The sequence below is a fragment of the Saccharothrix hoggarensis genome, from assembly GCF_042678885.1.
In the GTDB taxonomy this organism is placed as follows: domain Bacteria; phylum Actinomycetota; class Actinomycetes; order Mycobacteriales; family Pseudonocardiaceae; genus Actinosynnema; species Actinosynnema hoggarensis.
This window is the reverse complement of the sequence record NZ_JBHTLK010000053.1, coordinates 20,382-35,923: the sequence shown is the minus strand read 5'-3', so window position 1 is coordinate 35,923 and position 15,542 is coordinate 20,382. Positions and strand designations below refer to the sequence as shown.

Annotated in this window: 16 protein-coding genes; 4 read left to right on the top strand and 12 right to left on the bottom strand. The window is 72.1% G+C overall.

Annotated elements, in window-relative coordinates:
* From ACFQ3T_RS13065 to ACFQ3T_RS13045, 5 genes are all read right to left on the bottom strand, one after another.
* On the bottom strand, positions 1–624 hold a 624-nt coding region (locus ACFQ3T_RS13065), incomplete at its 3' end, for a serpin family protein (protein WP_380723500.1).
* Positions 603–866 carry a hypothetical protein gene (locus tag ACFQ3T_RS13060; protein WP_380723499.1) on the bottom strand — a complete coding sequence of 88 codons (264 nt, stop codon included), beginning with the start codon at positions 864–866 and terminating at the stop codon, positions 603–605. The genes ACFQ3T_RS13065 and ACFQ3T_RS13060, both read right to left, overlap by 22 nt.
* Positions 867–886: 20 nt before the next feature.
* Positions 887–2,206: a deoxyguanosinetriphosphate triphosphohydrolase gene (locus ACFQ3T_RS13055; protein WP_380723498.1), complete on the bottom strand. Its 1,320-nt coding sequence runs from the start codon at positions 2,204–2,206 to the stop codon at positions 887–889.
* A gap of 30 nt (positions 2,207–2,236) precedes the next feature.
* Positions 2,237–4,720: an ATP-binding protein gene (locus ACFQ3T_RS13050; RefSeq protein ID WP_380723497.1), complete on the bottom strand. Its 2,484-nt coding sequence runs from the start codon at positions 4,718–4,720 to the stop codon at positions 2,237–2,239.
* A gap of 4 nt (positions 4,721–4,724) precedes the next feature.
* On the bottom strand, positions 4,725–5,561 hold the full coding sequence (locus ACFQ3T_RS13045; RefSeq protein ID WP_380723496.1) for a methionyl-tRNA formyltransferase: 837 nt from the start codon (positions 5,559–5,561) through the stop codon (positions 4,725–4,727).
* A 366-nt stretch (positions 5,562–5,927) separates the two neighbouring features.
* Between ACFQ3T_RS13045 and ACFQ3T_RS13040 the strand changes: the two genes are divergently transcribed.
* A complete protein-coding gene (locus tag ACFQ3T_RS13040) occupies positions 5,928–6,158 on the top strand; it encodes a hypothetical protein (protein WP_380723495.1) in 231 nt (76 codons plus the stop codon).
* 7 nt (positions 6,159–6,165) lie between these two features.
* Here the strand turns inward: ACFQ3T_RS13040 and ACFQ3T_RS13035 are convergent, their stop codons facing one another.
* Complete coding sequence (locus tag ACFQ3T_RS13035; protein ID WP_380723494.1) at positions 6,166–6,804, bottom strand: YdcF family protein; 639 nt, start codon at positions 6,802–6,804, stop codon at positions 6,166–6,168.
* A 53-nt stretch (positions 6,805–6,857) separates the two neighbouring features.
* Between ACFQ3T_RS13035 and ACFQ3T_RS13030 the strand changes: the two genes are divergently transcribed.
* The gene (locus ACFQ3T_RS13030; protein WP_380723493.1) at positions 6,858–7,589 is read left to right on the top strand and encodes a Type 1 glutamine amidotransferase-like domain-containing protein; all 732 of its coding nucleotides are present in this window, start codon (positions 6,858–6,860) and stop codon (positions 7,587–7,589) included.
* Between the two features lie 119 nt (positions 7,590–7,708).
* Here ACFQ3T_RS13030 and ACFQ3T_RS13025 read toward each other — a convergent pair whose 3' ends face one another.
* Positions 7,709–7,945 carry a hypothetical protein gene (locus ACFQ3T_RS13025; protein WP_380723492.1) on the bottom strand — a complete coding sequence of 79 codons (237 nt, stop codon included), beginning with the start codon at positions 7,943–7,945 and terminating at the stop codon, positions 7,709–7,711.
* A gap of 85 nt (positions 7,946–8,030) precedes the next feature.
* Entirely contained in the window at positions 8,031–8,801 is a 771-nt protein-coding gene (locus tag ACFQ3T_RS13020) for a hypothetical protein (protein ID WP_380723491.1), read from the bottom strand.
* A gap of 111 nt (positions 8,802–8,912) precedes the next feature.
* On the opposite strand from ACFQ3T_RS13020, the gene ACFQ3T_RS13015 reads away from it, so the two are divergent.
* A complete protein-coding gene (locus ACFQ3T_RS13015) occupies positions 8,913–9,368 on the top strand; it encodes a hypothetical protein (protein ID WP_380723490.1) in 456 nt (151 codons plus the stop codon).
* A 64-nt stretch (positions 9,369–9,432) separates the two neighbouring features.
* Here ACFQ3T_RS13015 and ACFQ3T_RS13010 read toward each other — a convergent pair whose 3' ends face one another.
* The 3 genes from ACFQ3T_RS13010 to ACFQ3T_RS13000 all read right to left on the bottom strand — a co-directional run bounded on the left by ACFQ3T_RS13010 (position 9,433) and on the right by ACFQ3T_RS13000 (position 13,813).
* Positions 9,433–10,746: a NucA/NucB deoxyribonuclease domain-containing protein gene (locus tag ACFQ3T_RS13010; protein WP_380723489.1), complete on the bottom strand. Its 1,314-nt coding sequence runs from the start codon at positions 10,744–10,746 to the stop codon at positions 9,433–9,435.
* Between the two features lie 455 nt (positions 10,747–11,201).
* Positions 11,202–12,653 (bottom strand): SulP family inorganic anion transporter, encoded by a 1,452-nt coding sequence (locus tag ACFQ3T_RS13005; RefSeq protein WP_380723488.1) that lies wholly within the window; start codon positions 12,651–12,653, stop codon positions 11,202–11,204.
* Positions 12,654–13,381: 728 nt separating this feature from the next.
* Entirely contained in the window at positions 13,382–13,813 is a 432-nt protein-coding gene (locus tag ACFQ3T_RS13000) for an anthrone oxygenase family protein (protein WP_380723487.1), read from the bottom strand.
* An 82-nt stretch (positions 13,814–13,895) separates the two neighbouring features.
* Here ACFQ3T_RS13000 and ACFQ3T_RS12995 point away from each other — a divergent pair, with 82 nt between their 5' ends.
* The gene (locus ACFQ3T_RS12995; RefSeq protein ID WP_380723486.1) at positions 13,896–14,822 is read left to right on the top strand and encodes an AraC family transcriptional regulator; all 927 of its coding nucleotides are present in this window, start codon (positions 13,896–13,898) and stop codon (positions 14,820–14,822) included.
* 347 nt (positions 14,823–15,169) lie between these two features.
* Here the strand turns inward: ACFQ3T_RS12995 and ACFQ3T_RS12990 are convergent, their stop codons facing one another.
* Positions 15,170–15,535, bottom strand: a complete 366-nt coding sequence (locus ACFQ3T_RS12990) for a VOC family protein (RefSeq protein ID WP_380723485.1) — start codon at positions 15,533–15,535, stop codon at positions 15,170–15,172.
* Positions 15,536–15,542 lie beyond the last annotated feature (7 nt).

Genomic DNA, 15,542 nt, shown 5'->3' with positions numbered 1-15,542 from the left:
CTCGACGCCGCCGCGCGCGGGCACCGCCACGGCCTGCCAGCCGGCGGCCCGGCCGTACCGCACCGTGCCCTCGCGGCGCATGGTCGGCACCGTCCCCGCGCCGCGGAACGGCAGGTCGGCGGTGTCGTGCTCGGGGAACTCCGCGGTCCACGCCGCCTTCAGGTACAGCGCGTTGACCAGCGTCGCGACGGTGTCGGACGTGATGTGACCGGGCGCGAGCAGCTCGGGGATCAGCTGGTGCGTGGTCTCGGCGACGTCGGCGTTGATGAGCTTGCGCGCGCCCTCCGGGTCCGCGGCGAACGGCGCGGAGCGGACCTTCGCGCCCGGCCAGCCCGCGAGGTCGGTGAGGAAGCCGTCGTTGACCGGCAGCCCTTCCCACGCCCAGAGCGTGTTGGCGACGGCGAACTCCGCGTCGTCGCCGACCACCGCGCCCTTGAGCACCTTGGCGTGGTCCGTGCCGAGCAGCGCGACCAGCTCCGCCTCCGTCTCGCCCCTCGCGGCCTGCGCGGCCATGCCGAGCGCGCTCGCCACCGAGTACGGCGACCAGCAGGCGTTGCTCGCGCGGTCGGGCGCGACGGCGTCGTGCAGGGTGAGGGCGAACGTCAGGTGCGCTCGATCAGGCACTGGGTCTCCTCGACCGTGGCGGACTCGTCGGGGTCGGACTCGTCCGGGATGGGGCGTTCGCCCGCGCCGCTCACCGGGCCGGGCGGTCGGGGGTGGCGGGGTTCGCGCACCCCGGCGGAACCGCCGCCGGGCGGGTCGTCGGGACCGTCGTACGGCAACTCGCGGGCGACGTGCACCGGGTCACGGCTCGGTCGGCGCCACGGCCACCGGCGACCCGGAGGTCGGCTGGAGTCATCGGCCATGACGTCGAGTGTGCCACCGGTCACGCGGTCCCGGGGTCGGCCGGGGCGCCGCGGTCCGCCAGGGCCCTCCGCCACGCGACGGCCTGCGCGTCGGTCAGCGAGGCGACCTGGTCCACGACGACGCGCAGCCGCTCGGCGTCGTTGCCCGCGGCGGCCCAGGCGGGCCGGAACGCCGGGTCCAGCGTGTGCGGCGCGCCGGCCAGCAGCAGGTGGACGAGTTCGGCGACCAGCTCCCGCTGCACGGCCTGCATCGCGAGCCGTGACGGGTCGCTCATCACGTACCGCACCGCCACCGCCTTCAGCAGCGCCACCTCGGCCGCGACCTGCGGCGGGACGACCAGGTCGGCCTGGTAGCGGCTCAGCGGGCCGTCGCCGTGCACCTCGCGGGTGGCCCCGACGGCGGCCGACGCGAACCGGCCGACCAGCTCGCTCGTGAGGCGCTTCAACGCCACCTGCGCGCGCAGCGACCCGTCGTACTCGGCCAGTTCCGCGATGACCGGCAGGGCCAGCAGCTCCGCGGCGGTGGCTTCGAGCGTGGAGACCGGCTCGTCGGAGAAGTGCTTGGCGGCCAGGCCCGCGATGGCGGCGCGCTCCACCGGGTCGCCGAGCGCGGACAGGCTGATCCGGTGGGCGAGGACGCCGTCCTCCACGTCGTGCACGGAGTAGGCGACGTCGTCGGCCCAGTCCATCACCTGCGCCTCCAGGCAGCGCTTGCGATCCGGCGCGCCTTCCCGCAGCCACGTGAACACGTCGAGGTCGTCGTCGTAGGCGCCGAACTTCGCCATCCCCGGCCGGCGGGTCCACGGGTACTTGGTGGCGGCGTCGAGGCACGCGCGGGTGAGGTTGAGGCCCTGGGCGGTCTTGGGTTCGAGCCGGGTCAGGATGCGCAACGTCTGGGCGTTGCCCTCGAAGCCGCCGCACGGCCCGGCCAGCTCGTCCAGCGCGCGTTCCCCGTTGTGCCCGAACGGCGGGTGCCCGATGTCGTGCGCGAGGCCGGCCGTGTCGACGACGTCCGGGTCGCACCCGAGCTCCTCGCCGATGCCGCGGCCGATCTGGGCGACCTCCAGCGAGTGGGTCAGCCGGGTCCGCGGCACGCCGGTGACCTCGGCGCCCTCGCCGGGCCCGACGACCTGGGTCTTGCCCGCGAGCCGGCGCAGGGCAGCCGAGTGCAGCACCCGCGCCCGGTCCCGCGAGAACGGCGTGCGCCGCTCGGTGCGGGCGCCGGGCAGCACCGCTCCCTTGGGCTCCTCGGGGAGCAGCCGCGCGGAATCGTGCTCGGTGTAGCCAGAACCGGTGTGGCCCGAGCCGGTGTGGCCCGGACCGGTGTAGCGCTGACTCATCCACCCAGCGTAAGGGCGAGCGGGCCACCGCTACCCGCCGGCGGCGCCGCCCGCCCGTGCCGCCATCCGACGAATCGCCGCCGCTCGCTCCCGGTCCGGCGCGTCCGGGAACCCGTCGAGGATCGCCGCGGCCTCCTGCCAGTGCCGCACCGCGTCCTCGGCCGCGCCGGTGGCCTGCACGGCGCGCGCCAGGTTGTCCAGCGCGTGGGCGAGCCACCACGGCTCGTCGACGTCCCGGTGGATCGCGATCGCCCGCGAGTGGAACGCCGTGGCGTCCTCGGGCCGGCCGAGCCGCTGGTACGCCTCCCCCGTGTGGTCCAGCGCGCGGGCCTCCCGGCCCCGGTTCCCCAGCGCGCGTTGCAGGATCGCGGCCTGCTGCAACAGCTCCAGCGCCTCTTCGGGGTGCCCGGCGGCGATCCGCGTGCGGCCCAGTTCCACGAGCGACAGCGCGGCGATGACGCGGTCGCCGGAGCCGGTGGCGATCCGCAGGGCGCGGCGCGCGGCGTCCTCCGCGTCGGCGAGCCAGCCCAGTCCGCGCAGGACTCCGCTGAGGTCCACCAGCGCGTCGATCTCCATCGCCTCGTTCCCGAGCCGGCGCACCTCGGCCACGGCGAGCTCCAGGTGGCGGCGCGCCTCGTCGGGCTTGCCCAGCTCGGCGCAGGCGATGCCGAGCAGGTGCGCGGCGAACGCGCCGGAACGGGCCTCGGACAGCTCCTCGGCGAGCGCGCGGGACGCGGTGAAGAGCGACTCGGCGGTGGACAGCTCGCGCAACCGGAGGCGGACCATGCCGGCGCCGTTGAGCGCGTCGATCTCGGCGACCCGGTCGCCCAGCTCCCGCAGGATCGGCAGCGCCTCGTCGTAGCGGGCGAGGGCGAGCCGGAGCTCCTGGTGCTGGGTGTACGCGCGGCCCAGGCTGGTGAGCATCGCCGCCTCGGCCGCCCGGTCGCCGACGCGCCGTGCCGCCTCCAGCCCCACCCGCACGGTGGTGAACCAGTCGTCGAACGGGTGCCGGTACTCGAACAGCCCCCGCAGGACCTCGGGCAGCTGCCACGCGATGTCGTGGAAACCGGCGTTGGCGGCGGTGAGCACGGCCGCCACCAGGTTGGCGCGCTCGGACTCGTACCAGTCGACGGCCGCCTCGTGGCCCGCGAAGTCGGGCGGCGGGTGCACGCCCTCGGGCGGCTCCGCCAACGCGAACCTCGTGGTGGCGTACATGCTCGCGGCCATCGCGGCGTTCGCGCTGTGCAGGTACCACGCGAGCACGCGGCGCAGCGCCGCCCGTTGCCCCTCCGGGGGTTCCTCCAGCTGCACCTGGTCGGACGCGTAGGCCCGCAGGAGGTCGTGGAACTGGTAGCGGTCGCGACCGCTCTGTTCGAGCATGTGCACTCCCACGAGCACGTCGAGCAGGTGCCGGGCCCGGCCCGGCGGCACGCCGGCGAGCGCCGCCGCCGACGCGGAACCGAAGTCGGGGCCGGGGTGCAGCCCCAGCAGGCGGAAGAAGCGGGCGACGTCGACCGACAGCGCCCGGTACGACCACGTGAACACCGCCCGCACCGCGCCGGCCTCCTCGTCGTCGTCGGACGACAGGAGGCTCCACAGCACCGACTCGTCACGCAGGTCCCTGATCAGGTCGCCGAGCGGCGTGCGCGGGCGGCTCGACGCGCGCTCGCCCGCGATGCGCAGGGCGATCGGCAGCCGGGCGCACAGGTTGGCCAGCTCGGCGACGTCGTCCGGGTCGACCTCGCTGCGGTAGCCGTTGATCGTGGCCCGCAGGAGGGTGATGGCCTCGGCCTCCGTCAGCACGTCCAGCACGAGCCGGCGGGCGCCTTCCCGCGCGACCAGGCCGGAGAGGCTGTTGCGGCTCGTGACGACGGTGAGGCACGTCTCCGTGCCCGGCAGCAGCGGCCGGACCTGGCTGGTGCCGAACGCGTTGTCCAGCACGACGAGCACCCGCCGTTCGGCGAGCAGCGAGCGGTAGAGGGCGGCGCGCGCGTCCAGGTCGCGCGGGATGGCGCCCGGTGGCACGTCGAGCGCGCGGAGGAACCGTTCCAGGGCCTGGTCGGGGGTCACCGGGACGTCCGGGTCGTAGCCGCGCAGGTTCACGTACAGCTGGCCGTCGGGGAACTTGTCCTTCACCCGGTGCGCCCACCGGATCGCCAAGGACGTCTTGCCCACCCCGGCCGTGCCGACGAGAACGCACGCGGGGCCGCCGCCCACCATCGCCATGTCCATCCAGTCGAGCGCGGCCGACCGGTTCACGAACACCCGCACGTCGGCGGGGAGCTGCTTGGGGACCGGTCCGCCCGCCGACCGCCCCCGGTGGAAGTGCACGCCGCCGCTGACGTCCCGCGCTTGGACGACGTTGCTCGCGCCACCGGACAGGCGCGAGCGCGTGTCGCCGTCCACGTCCGCCCGGCGCTCGTCCCCGGCCCGGCGCTCGTCCCCGGCGCGGTCGTCCTGCGGCTCGTCCTGCCGGCCGTCGTGCGGTTCGTCGGCCCGCTCGTGGCTCGCCACGGGGTCAGACCGCCGGCTGGGGCGAGTCGATCCGCATCAGGCCGTTGACCAGCGCGACGACCCACCCGTTGACCAGTCGGGCCACCACCGTGCCGGGCGTGTAGTCGTGCGCGCACTCGACCGCCGTGACGCGGTCGGTGTTCACCCGCCGCTCGTCGGCCAATTGGACCAGCACGCCGACCGCGCCGAATTTCGCGTGCAGGGCCACCGCGTCACCGACGCGCGCCCGGTCCGCCACCAGTAAACGTTGTTCCGGGGTGTGCTCCGGCCAATAGGAACCGGACCCCTGGGGCCGTTTCTCCGAAAAGTACTTCTCCACGTCATCGAGCAACCGGTCGAGCAGCCTCGGTGCGGCGGCGAAGAGCCTGAGGAAGAGTTCGTCGAAACCGTCGCGTTCGGACAGCTCCACCGGTTCCTGTAAGAGGACGTCGCCCGCGTCGAATTCGGGCGACATCTCGTGCAGCGTTATTCCGCACGCGTCACGGCGGTCGTCCACGAGATAGGGCAGCGGATTCGGCCCGCGGCCCGCGGGCAGCAACGACGGGTGGACGTTCACCGCCCACCTCGCCGCGAGTCTTTGCACGGGTATCCGGTACAGGTAGGCGGCCGACACCAGGAGGTCGACGCCGAGGCTGTTGAACGTCGCCACGACCGCCTCCGTCGGGCGTCCCTGCACCACCGGCACCCGGGCGCGGTGCGCGAGTCCCAGCACGTTGCCGGTCGGGTGTCCCGGCGGACTGGTCAGGCACAGCACCACGTCCACGTCGGCGCGCCGGAGCAACGCCGCCAAGCAGGAGGAAAAGAAATCGTGGCCGGCATAGGCGATCCGGAGCTTTGCCATGGAAACCCCTATAGCATTCGCAATTCCGCGGAGGTCGAAGCGCAGCATTCAACGTTAGCAGAACTGCCATAGGGATGCCCTATGATGGCTCTCGACCAGTGGGGCGACGCGCACTGACGCGGGACGCGCAGTGACGACCCGGAACCCGTGGGGTGAACCCAATAGGACCAAGCCTGACTCGGCCGACCACCCCCTTGCGCCCGGGCGTGGTCACACAGCGCACACCTGATGCCGCGATCGACCCAACGCCACCGCAATTGTGCGGCCCCGCCGAACCCCTTGGACAGATTGCCGCCGGCTGACCGACTTCGGTAAAGTCGAGAACTCGGAGGAAATTCGCGCACGGGCTGGAATTCGGGGGTTCCGATGAAGCTTGAGATCCTCTACAAAGATCCCGCCAGCGGTAGCGGCTGCCCGACGGTCTACCTCGCCGAGAGCGGCGAATTCGTGGTGCAGGGGCCGGAGGTCGACGCCGCGACGAAGGACGAGCTGGTGTCCGTCGTCCCGGGCGAGACGGCGGTGCGCCTGGCTCCGGAGGTGCTGTTGAGCGCCGCGCTGCGCTACGTCGACCGCGGCCGGGACCAGCGCGCTTCCTGAGCCCCGGTCAGAGCAGGATGCCGTCGAACGCGCCCGCCGGCGCCTTCATCAGGTGGTAGTAGAGCAACGCGCCCGTCTCGCGGCGGATGTAGAACAGCTGCGTCGCGCGCGTCTGCACGTTCGGACCGCTGCGCGTCGGCGACGTCCACGCGGACAGGCCCTCGTCCTCCGCCATCGTCCTGGCCCGCAGCGAGTGCCACGGGTCGCTGACGATCACAGCGGTGGTCAGGGACTTCTCGCGGGCGGCGGCGGCGAGCGCGCGGATGCTGCCGAGCGTGTCGGTGCCCTCGCCGACTTCGAGGATGCGGTCGGACGGCACGTCGTGCGCCTCCAGCCAGATCCGGCCGGCCTCGCCCTCGGTGAAGTTGTCACCCGGCTGACGTCCGCCGGTGGTGGCGATGTAGTTGACGACGCCCTGCTCGTACAGCCGGCGCGCGTGCTCCAGCCGTGCCTCCAGCACCTCGGACGGCACGCCGTTGTACTGGGCCGCGCCGAGCACGACGGCCATGTCGGCGTGCGTGCGGTCGTCCTCGCGGGCGACCTGCCACACCCGGAACGCGGTGCCGCCGACGACGAGGAGTCCGATCACGAGCCCGCCCAGGACGGCGCGGGTCACCAGCCTGCGGAGTCTCGGCAGGAACGTCACGCCGGGGATGATTCCACACCCAGGCCACCGCGCGGGCTGCCAGGATCGCGGTCATGGCAGCAGACCAGCCGACGATCGTCGCGACCTCCGGTGGTTTCCGCGCGGGCCACCGCACCAACCTGGAGTTCCACCGCCTCGTCCACCACGCCGTCGACCTGTCCGGCGTGCACGGCCGCAAGCCGAGGCTGTGCCACGTCGGCACGGCGAACGGCGACCAGCGGTGGTTCAACGCGGACGTGTCCGAGGCGGGCGCGCTCGCCGGGTGGGAGGTGTCGCACCTGAACCTGTTCACCATGCCGCCGACGACCGACCTCGCCGGCTGGGTCGGCGAGCACGACGTGGTGTGGGTGGGCGGCGGGTCGGTGGTGAACCTGCTCGCCGTGTGGCAGGCGCACGACCTGGGTTCCGCGCTGCGGAAGGCGTGGCAGGACGGCGTGGTCCTCGGCGGGGTGTCCGCGGGTTCGATCTGCTGGTTCACGGGTGGCTCGACGGACTCGTTCGGCCCGGAACTGCGGGTCGTCACCAACGGCCTGGGTTTCCTGCCGTACGGCAACGGCGTGCACTACGACTCCGAGGAGGCGCGTCGGCCGACGATCCACGCGGCGGTCGCGTCGGGCGAACTGCCGGTGACCCACTGCACCGACGACGGCGCCGGCCTCGTCTACTTCGGCACGGAACTGGTGGAGGCGGTGTCCGAGCGGGCACGCGGCGGCGCGTACGTCGTGCGGCGGGACGAGTCTTCGGGCGCCGTGCAGGAGGACCCGCTCGACGTCAGGCGGCTGTGACACGACCGCGTCGGCCCGCGGAGCTCTGTCCCGGACACGCCACCCGCCGTCAAGGCACCCGACTTGGATACCTCGGCGGCGGTGGCGCGGGCGGCGGTGGCGCCTTCAGGTTCGGGAGGTCAACGCCTGCGTCCGCCCTCCGGCAACCCGCCGCGGTAGGCCCGCACCGACTCGGACCCGTGCATGTCTCGATCGGGCCGCTCCAGCACTTCGGACTCCAGGTCGCGGAGCACCCTTCGCTGCTCCTCGGTCAGCGCCGCGCGTTCATCCGGCGTCAGGTCCGCCCAAGTGAGTCTGCCGTCGCGGAACTTCGACCGGAGTTCCCGGAACGAAGGCGTCGAAGAAGAGCGTGTCATGGCCGAATGGTTCCTCCTCCCGCCGACAGCGGACAAGAGGCGAAGGACCCCCGCCGCCGTTCTCCGGCACACGCGGTGACCTCGGTCAGTGGTTGCCGCGCAAGTCACGCGCCGCGCGGATGGCCGGTGCCACTACATCGTCGAGGTACGGCGTCGAGAAGGATCTACCCCAGTTCAGCGACGAATGTGGGCCCATCTGGTGCGGATGACCGAACGACGCCAGGTAGACAGGCACACCGGCCAGGTGGACGTGTTCGAGGTTCGGCACGAGAGTCCGGGCACGTGTTACGAGCGGATCGATCCCGACCCGAGAGGGACGGCTTTGCAGGATGCACAACGTCGGTTCCAGGATCCGCACCGTCGCGGCGAGGTGGGGCAGGCAGTTCGCGGTCATCACCGCGGTTCCCCGTGACGCAGTGGTACCGGTGGCCACCGCCGAACACAGCCGGACGTTGACCAGCGCGTAGGCGTCCATGACGTGCACCGGCTGCGGGGTGTTGGCCAGGTCGAGCAGCTCGCCATGCCGGTCGGGGCCCGGCGTGCGGCCGAAAGCCAGTCTCAGCGCGCTCGCGGTGCCCTTCATGTGCGGCTTCCGGCTCCGCGGGTCACCTGCGATCACCGGCTGCTGCTCCAACCTCCGTTCCGCCAAAGTGACGAGCTCACGATCCCTGCCGGTCTCCATGCCCAGCAGGAGCACGCGCCACGGCAGGCCGTCCTCCACGACGTCGTAGTGGTGGCCGACGTGCGACAGCTGGCCGCGCCAGAACGACGTGCCCTGACGCCGCAACGCCGACGCGCGACATGCTGCCTCACGGGTGCAGCAGAAGCCGCTCTCGCCCAACACCTGGGCGCTCATGTACCGGTCCAACTCGGAGATGCGTAACCGGGTCCGCTCGGGATCACTGCGCAAACTCACCCACGGCACGATAGGACAGGTCACGGGCCGCGGGTGCGGAAGGGGACGGGGATGGCGAAGTTGTTGGCGGCGTTGGACGACTACGCCGACGTCGAGTGGAACGTGTTCGGCCTCATCGACGACGACCGGGTGGAGCCGGGCGAACCCGGGTGGGCCGCCCTGGGGTCGCCGGAGACGATGTTGACCGGCAGGAACGGCGCGATCTTCCGCAGCGGCGGGGCGATGCACCGGGCCGGCGTGCGGCTGGAGTCGTGGGACGGCCCGCCGGAACCGGCGGGGGGTTCGTGGGACGCGGTGTGGGAGGACGAGATTCCCCTGACGTCGGGCGTGCTGCGGCTGGCCGCCGTGACGGCGGGGGTGTCGGAGCGGACGCTGGGGCTGGGCGCTCCCGGCGTGTACCGGCTGCGCGTGTGCTGCCGGGGTCGGCAGGCCGCGCTCGAAGCGGGGTCCATGCCGTACACGGATGACGTGGTGGAGCACTGGGTGATGCAGTTCTGGCCTCGGTGAAGGGCGGGACGGGCGAGTGTGGCCGCCCGTCCCGCCCTCGGTCACGGTGTCGCGTCCCCCTCGGTCACGGTGTCGCGTCGACGTGGAACGCGTCGCTGTCGAGGATGCGGTCGTAGGAGTACCAGGCGCCCAGCCACCTGCCGGCGGCCTCGTTGTCCGGCCCGGGGATGCGGGCCACCGAGAACCGCCCGTCACCCCTCGCCGCACCTTGGTGAGTGGCGTTGAAAGGGTATTCGTCGCACTGGTACCGGCCGTTCTCGGCGTATCCGGCGCCCCATTCCGCGATGCACGCCTTCACCGCCTCGGCACGGTTCTGGTTGGTGTTGTTGAAGTACCACCTGGTGAGCGACTCGCCGTCCACGGCGCCCGGAATCGTCTTGCCCGCGATCCGCGGAATGGTGAGGTGGGGCGACTGCATCGCGAGCCGGTAGTGGGCCGCGGATTCCGTCATCGCGGCGAATTCCGGCCTGCTCACCGGGAAGTGGATGACTGCCTTGACCCGGCTGAAGATCGCGCCGTTGTTCCCGTTGAGGTTCAGGTAGTTGACGGTGTCGTACCGGACCGTCTGCGGCGGGCTGTCCTTGGTCTGCGGCTTGGAGCCGTCCAGTCCCACCACCCTGGCCGTGGCGCGTGACCAGAAGTCCATATAGCCGAGCCGGTTCGGGTTCTCCGGCGTCAGCGCGGGCGCCGTCGACGTGAAGCGCGTGGCGTAGGCCGGCACGCGCTCCCACTCCGCCAGCGACTTCTCCACCTCCGTCTGGTACGCCGGGTCGGGCGTGCACTCGTCGCCGTTGAGCAGCGCCGTGCACTCCAGGTCCAGCTTGAGGAACGTCGCCTGCTTGAGCTCCGGGGTGTTCGACACGATCTGGTCCACGAACGTGACGAACCGGACGGCCCGGTCGCGCTCGGAACCGAAACCCAGGATCGTGACGCGGAAGGTCGACGTCACGGGGAAGCAGATGCCCCGGACGCACACCTGGTCGACCTTCTCCCCCTTCATGATGCGGCAGAACGCGTAGTGGTTCTTGATCCAGCCGTCGGCCGAACCCGCGATGTCGGAGCGCTCGTGGCACTCATAGGGCGCGGTGATGTAGTCGTACTCGAACGGCGGCGGTGACCAGGCCTGCGCGGTGACCTGCGGCGGGCCGTAGTCCGACCGGTAGGTGGCCGTGGCGTCGCGGTCCCGCTGCCGCAGCTGCTCCAGCGTGGGCCGCGGGCCGCCGCGGGCGCCCGTGTCGACCGTCGCCCCGACCTCGTCCGCGGGGAAGAACCGCAATTCGGACGACACCACCGTGCCCTCGGCCAACAGGTCCGGCGGAATGGCGTCGGGGTCCGCCGACGCGGGCAGCACACCGCCCGCCACCATTACCCATGTCATCAGACCGGCGATCAGAACGCGCATCCCGCGCGTCGATCGCGTGAAATGTTCTGTCATTGCTCGCCCTCGTTGTTGTGGTAACAACGGCCCGAGAGGCAGCGAACAGAAAATCCCCCGGCACAACGCGCCACACTACACAGGACCCCCCGCCCCGAATGTGTGCCTCCCCAGCACGCCTCGAAGCTACCAGCGCCCCGACAAGGCTTACAACACCCTTATCGCATTCCAACCGAATTCGAATTGATCATCACGCCCGAACGAATGCGGGAAATTGATCAAATGTCCGTGATCCCGGAACAGGACGCCGTGCCCTCGCACACGGCGACGACCTCCGCGGAAGAGGGCATCGCGCACGGGCACGACGTCCTGCCGGACCACACCGCCAGTTCGCCCGCCCGTGCCCGCGATGCGGTCGGGTGGCGCGCGGCCGAACCGGCGGGGCGTTCCCCGGTCGATCAGTCGAACACCGGGTGGAGCAGTTCCACGCTGCCCCGTTGTGCGGCCCACTGGTCGATCGCCTGGCCGCACGCCTGGTCGAGGTGGCGGACGTCCGTCAGGTCCACGCGGACGTGGCTGCTGTCCGGCACGGCCTCCAGGGTCTCCATCAGACCGGGCAGTTTCAGGAACGTCGCGTTGCCCCGCACGGCCACGTGGTGGTGGTCCTCGCCGTGCGCGGTCACCGTGACGGTCAGGCGGGACATGTCCCAGGCGGTCTTGACCACCGCCGCCAGCAGGCCCACGAGGGTGCCGGTCAGCAGGTCCGTCAGCACGATCAGGCCCGCGGTGAGGACCAGGACGGCGGCTTCGGCGCGGTCCTCGCGGGCCAGGGCGAGGACTTGCCGGGGCGCCAGCAACTTCCAGCCCGCCTGCACGAGCAGCGCGGCCAGGACCGCCAGCGGGACGTAGGACAGCACGCCCGGCAGCAGCACGACGAACACCAGCAGCCACAGGCCGTGCAGCACGCGGGACAGCCGGGTCCGGGCGCCGGCGTCCACATTGGACGCGCTGCGCACGATCACGGCGGTCATCGGCAGCGCGCCCAACGCGCCGCACATCGCGTTGCCGAGGCCCTGCGCGACCAGCTCCCGGTTGTACCTCGTCCGCGGCCCGTCGTGCATGCGGTCCACGGCCGCCGCGCAGAACAGGGTCTCCGCCGACGCCACCAACGCGAACGTCAGCATCGCGCCCAGCAGGCCCGCGTCCAGCAGGGAGAAGTCGACCAGGGCCACGACGTCGGTCAGCGGTCCGACCGAGATGCGCGGCAGCGGGAGCAGCACGCCCACCGCCGAGGCGACCACGACGGCCACCAGCATCCCCGGCACGGCACGCCACGGCGCGCGCTTCCACAGCCACGCCACCACCAGCGTGAGCACGCCGACGGCCACGCCGCTCAGGCCGACCGGGGTCGTCAGCGCGGTCCGGGCCAGGTCGGCCAGCCCGGCGAACTTCCCGCTCGTGGTGGCGGGCTGGTCCTGCCCGGCGAACGGGTAGAGCTGGCCCAGCACGAGCACCAGGCCGATGCCCGCGAGCATGCCCTGCACCACGGCGGGCGAGATGGCGCGGAACCAGCGGCCGAGGCGCAGCAGGCCCATCGCCACCTGGAGCAGGCCCGCGCCGAGCACGATGAGGCCGAGCGCGCGCAGGCCGTGCTCGGCGACGGTGTCGGCCACCAGCACGGTCAGGCCCGCCGCCGGTCCGCTGACCTGCATGGTGCTGCCGGGCAGCAGGCCGACCACGAGGCCGCCCACCACGCCGGTGATGATGCCCAGTTCGGCGGGCACACCGGAGGCGACGGCGATGCCCACGCACAGCGGGAGCGCCACCAGGAACACCACCAGCGACGCGCCGACGTCGGGCCAGAAGGTCTGCCGCCCCGGCGGGGCGGGACGTTCGGTGCTCGTGCTCACCGGACCACTCCGAACGCCCGGCCTGCCGTCACGGTCACGATGCGTGAGTCCGGACAGGTGGCGAACCAGGTGGTCGGCGATGGGCGGACGGCCGAGCGGCGTCCTGTTTCGGTCGTTCGGCGTACTGAATTCGTGCGCGCGCGAGGGATCAGTTGACGGTATTCCACGGATTACCCCACTCGTCGGTGGTCGGACGATGCGATCGCTGGCGGTGGGGTACCGATCAGTTCCGGAACACCTGCAACGCGGCCGGTGTCGACCAGGAGAGGAGGTGGTCCTCCGGCAATGTCCCAACAAGTGGGAAAATTTGGCACATGCGTTGTCGAATTGGACGTCGTTGCGTGCCGATGACCGGCCGCGACGCGCGTCCCTGCTGGTGGGAGGCGGTGGAGCGGGTCGTCCACGATCGCGGTTCCGAGTTGCCGCGGCACTCGCGAGTGGGTTCCTCTTCACCGGCAACAGCCGTGTGGGACACGGGAACGACCCGCATCGGCTGGGCATGACCGGGTGAAGTCGGGGTGAGCACGGCGAGGAGCGCCAATGCGATTGCGACGACAACAACACGCGTCATGACACCCCCCGATGAGCTGCGCCTCGCGTCAAGTGTCACAAATCGGGGTGACGTGACGGTTAATGTGGAACGCTCTCCGAGCAGTCCGGGTAGAGGTTCACTCGATCGTTCGTGACGCAGATCATCAAGAGGGCGTTTTGGTAACGGACCGTAGCGGTCAGGTGAGGGCGGCCACGACGAACGAGACCGCGGCGGCGAGCGAGAGGAACGCCCGGAGGTGGTTGGCCGGCACCCACTCGCGGAGGTAGCGCGCCCAGTACTCGGGCGTGCCGAGGCGTTCGAGCTCGTTGTTGCGCGGGATGTGGAAGGCGCCCGTGAGCACGATCCCGCCCAGCCCGTACAGCGCCGCGCCCGCCCACGCCCACGGGTCGCCCTCGAACGCGGCGACCACGCCCACGACCGCCGTGCCGACGAAGAGGCCGATGAACGCCGGGTTCACCACCGCGAGGTTGATCGCCCGCATCGCGGCGATGCCGACCGCCGGTTCGGCCCGCCGCAGACCGGGCATGACCATCGCGGAGAACGCGAAGAAGACGCCTGCCATCGTGCCGCAGCCGAGGGCCGCGATGATCGTCACCGTGGGGAACATGCGACCAGTCAAGTCGACCGCTCCTGGACTTCCCATCGCTTGAACGCTCGAACGCATACGAGAACGTCTCTAGGCTGGCCCCGTGGACGCTCTCGCCGGGCTGCTGGACGGGCCGCGCGCCCGTGGCGCCTTCCTCATGCGGACCGTCGTCGACCCGCCGTGGTCCGTGCGCGTCGAGGACCGCGCGCCGTTGTCCGTGGTGGCGTTCGTGCGGGGTGACGGCTGGCTCGTCCCCGACGGCGGTGAGCCCGTGCGGCTGCGTGCCGGCGACGTGGCCGTGCTGCGCGGGCCGGACGCGTACACGTTGGCCGACGACCCGGCGACGCCCGTCCGCGCCGTCGTCCACCCCGGCGAGATCACCACCACGCCCGAGGGGGCCGAGCTGTGCGAGCAGTGGGGGCTGGGCGTGCGCACGTGGGGCGTCGACCCGGACGGGTCCGTGGTGCTGCTCAGCGGGACGTACCAGTTGGACGGCGAGGTGAGCACGCGGCTGCTGGCCGCCCTCCCGTCGTGGCTCGTGGTGCCCGGCTCGGACCTGCCGATCGTGCCGCTGCTGGCGGCCGAGGTCACCCGGGACGACCCCGGCCAGGAGGCCGTCCTCGACCGGATGCTCGACCTGCTGCTGATCTCCGTGCTGCGGGCGTGGTTCTGCCGCCCGGAAGCCGACCCGCCCGCGTGGTACTCGGCGCACGCCGACCCGGTCGTCGGCAAGGCGTTGAGGTTGCTGCACGCCGACCCGGCGCGATCGTGGACGGTCGGTTCGCTGGCGGCGGCGGCAGGGGTGTCGCGGGCGGCGTTGGCGAGGCGGTTCACCGAACTCGTCGGCGAGCCGCCCATGTCCTACCTGACCGGCTGGCGCCTCGCGCTGGCCGCCGACCTGCTGCGCGAGCCGTCCGCCACGGTGGCGGCGGTGGCCCACCAGGTCGGCTACAGCACCGCTTTCGCGTTGAGCACGGCGTTCAAGCGGGAACGCGGGATCAGCCCGTCCGAACACCGCGCGGCGGGCTGACACGACGCGGTGGGCTGCCACCGCGCGGCGGGCTGACACGGCACCCACAGGCTGACACGGCACCCACAGGCTGACACGACATCCACGGGCTGACGCGACACGACGGGCAGGCGGCCCCTCGCGCCTTCACCCGTGGACGCCACCCAGGGCCGTTCCGGCCTGGGGGCGAGCCGGACTGGAGCCGTCCCGGTTTGGGGGGCGACCCGCACTGGGGGGCGACCCGGCCTGCGGCCGTGCTTCGCGGAGGTCCCCGCCAGGGGGTCCCCTGGCATCAAGTCAACCACCGACCACCGACGGATTCACCGCCCAACCGCCCGCCTGTGGACAACTCCGCGAACCCCACAGCCTCACGGCCAGGTCCGCGCCGACCCGTCGAACACCTCGCGGTCGCTGTGCACCGGAACGACGCAGAGCAGGTGGCCGCCCGGCGCGCGCAGCGTGTGGCACTCCAGCCAGCGCGACACCGGCGTCGCCCCGAGGGCCGTCAGGCGCGCGACCTCGGCCGACACGTCATCGGTCTCGATGTCGACGTGGTAGCGCGGCGCGCCGTCGATCGCCTGCACGTCGACGATCAGCCCCGGGATGGCGCCGTCCAGCGCGGTGAACTGCTCCTCGCCCGCCACCGGACGTGCCGTCGCGCCCAGTGCGGCGGACCAGAAGTCGGCCGCCGCACCGGCGTCCGCGGCGGGCGTGTCGATGAAGATCCCCAACACGCGGCTG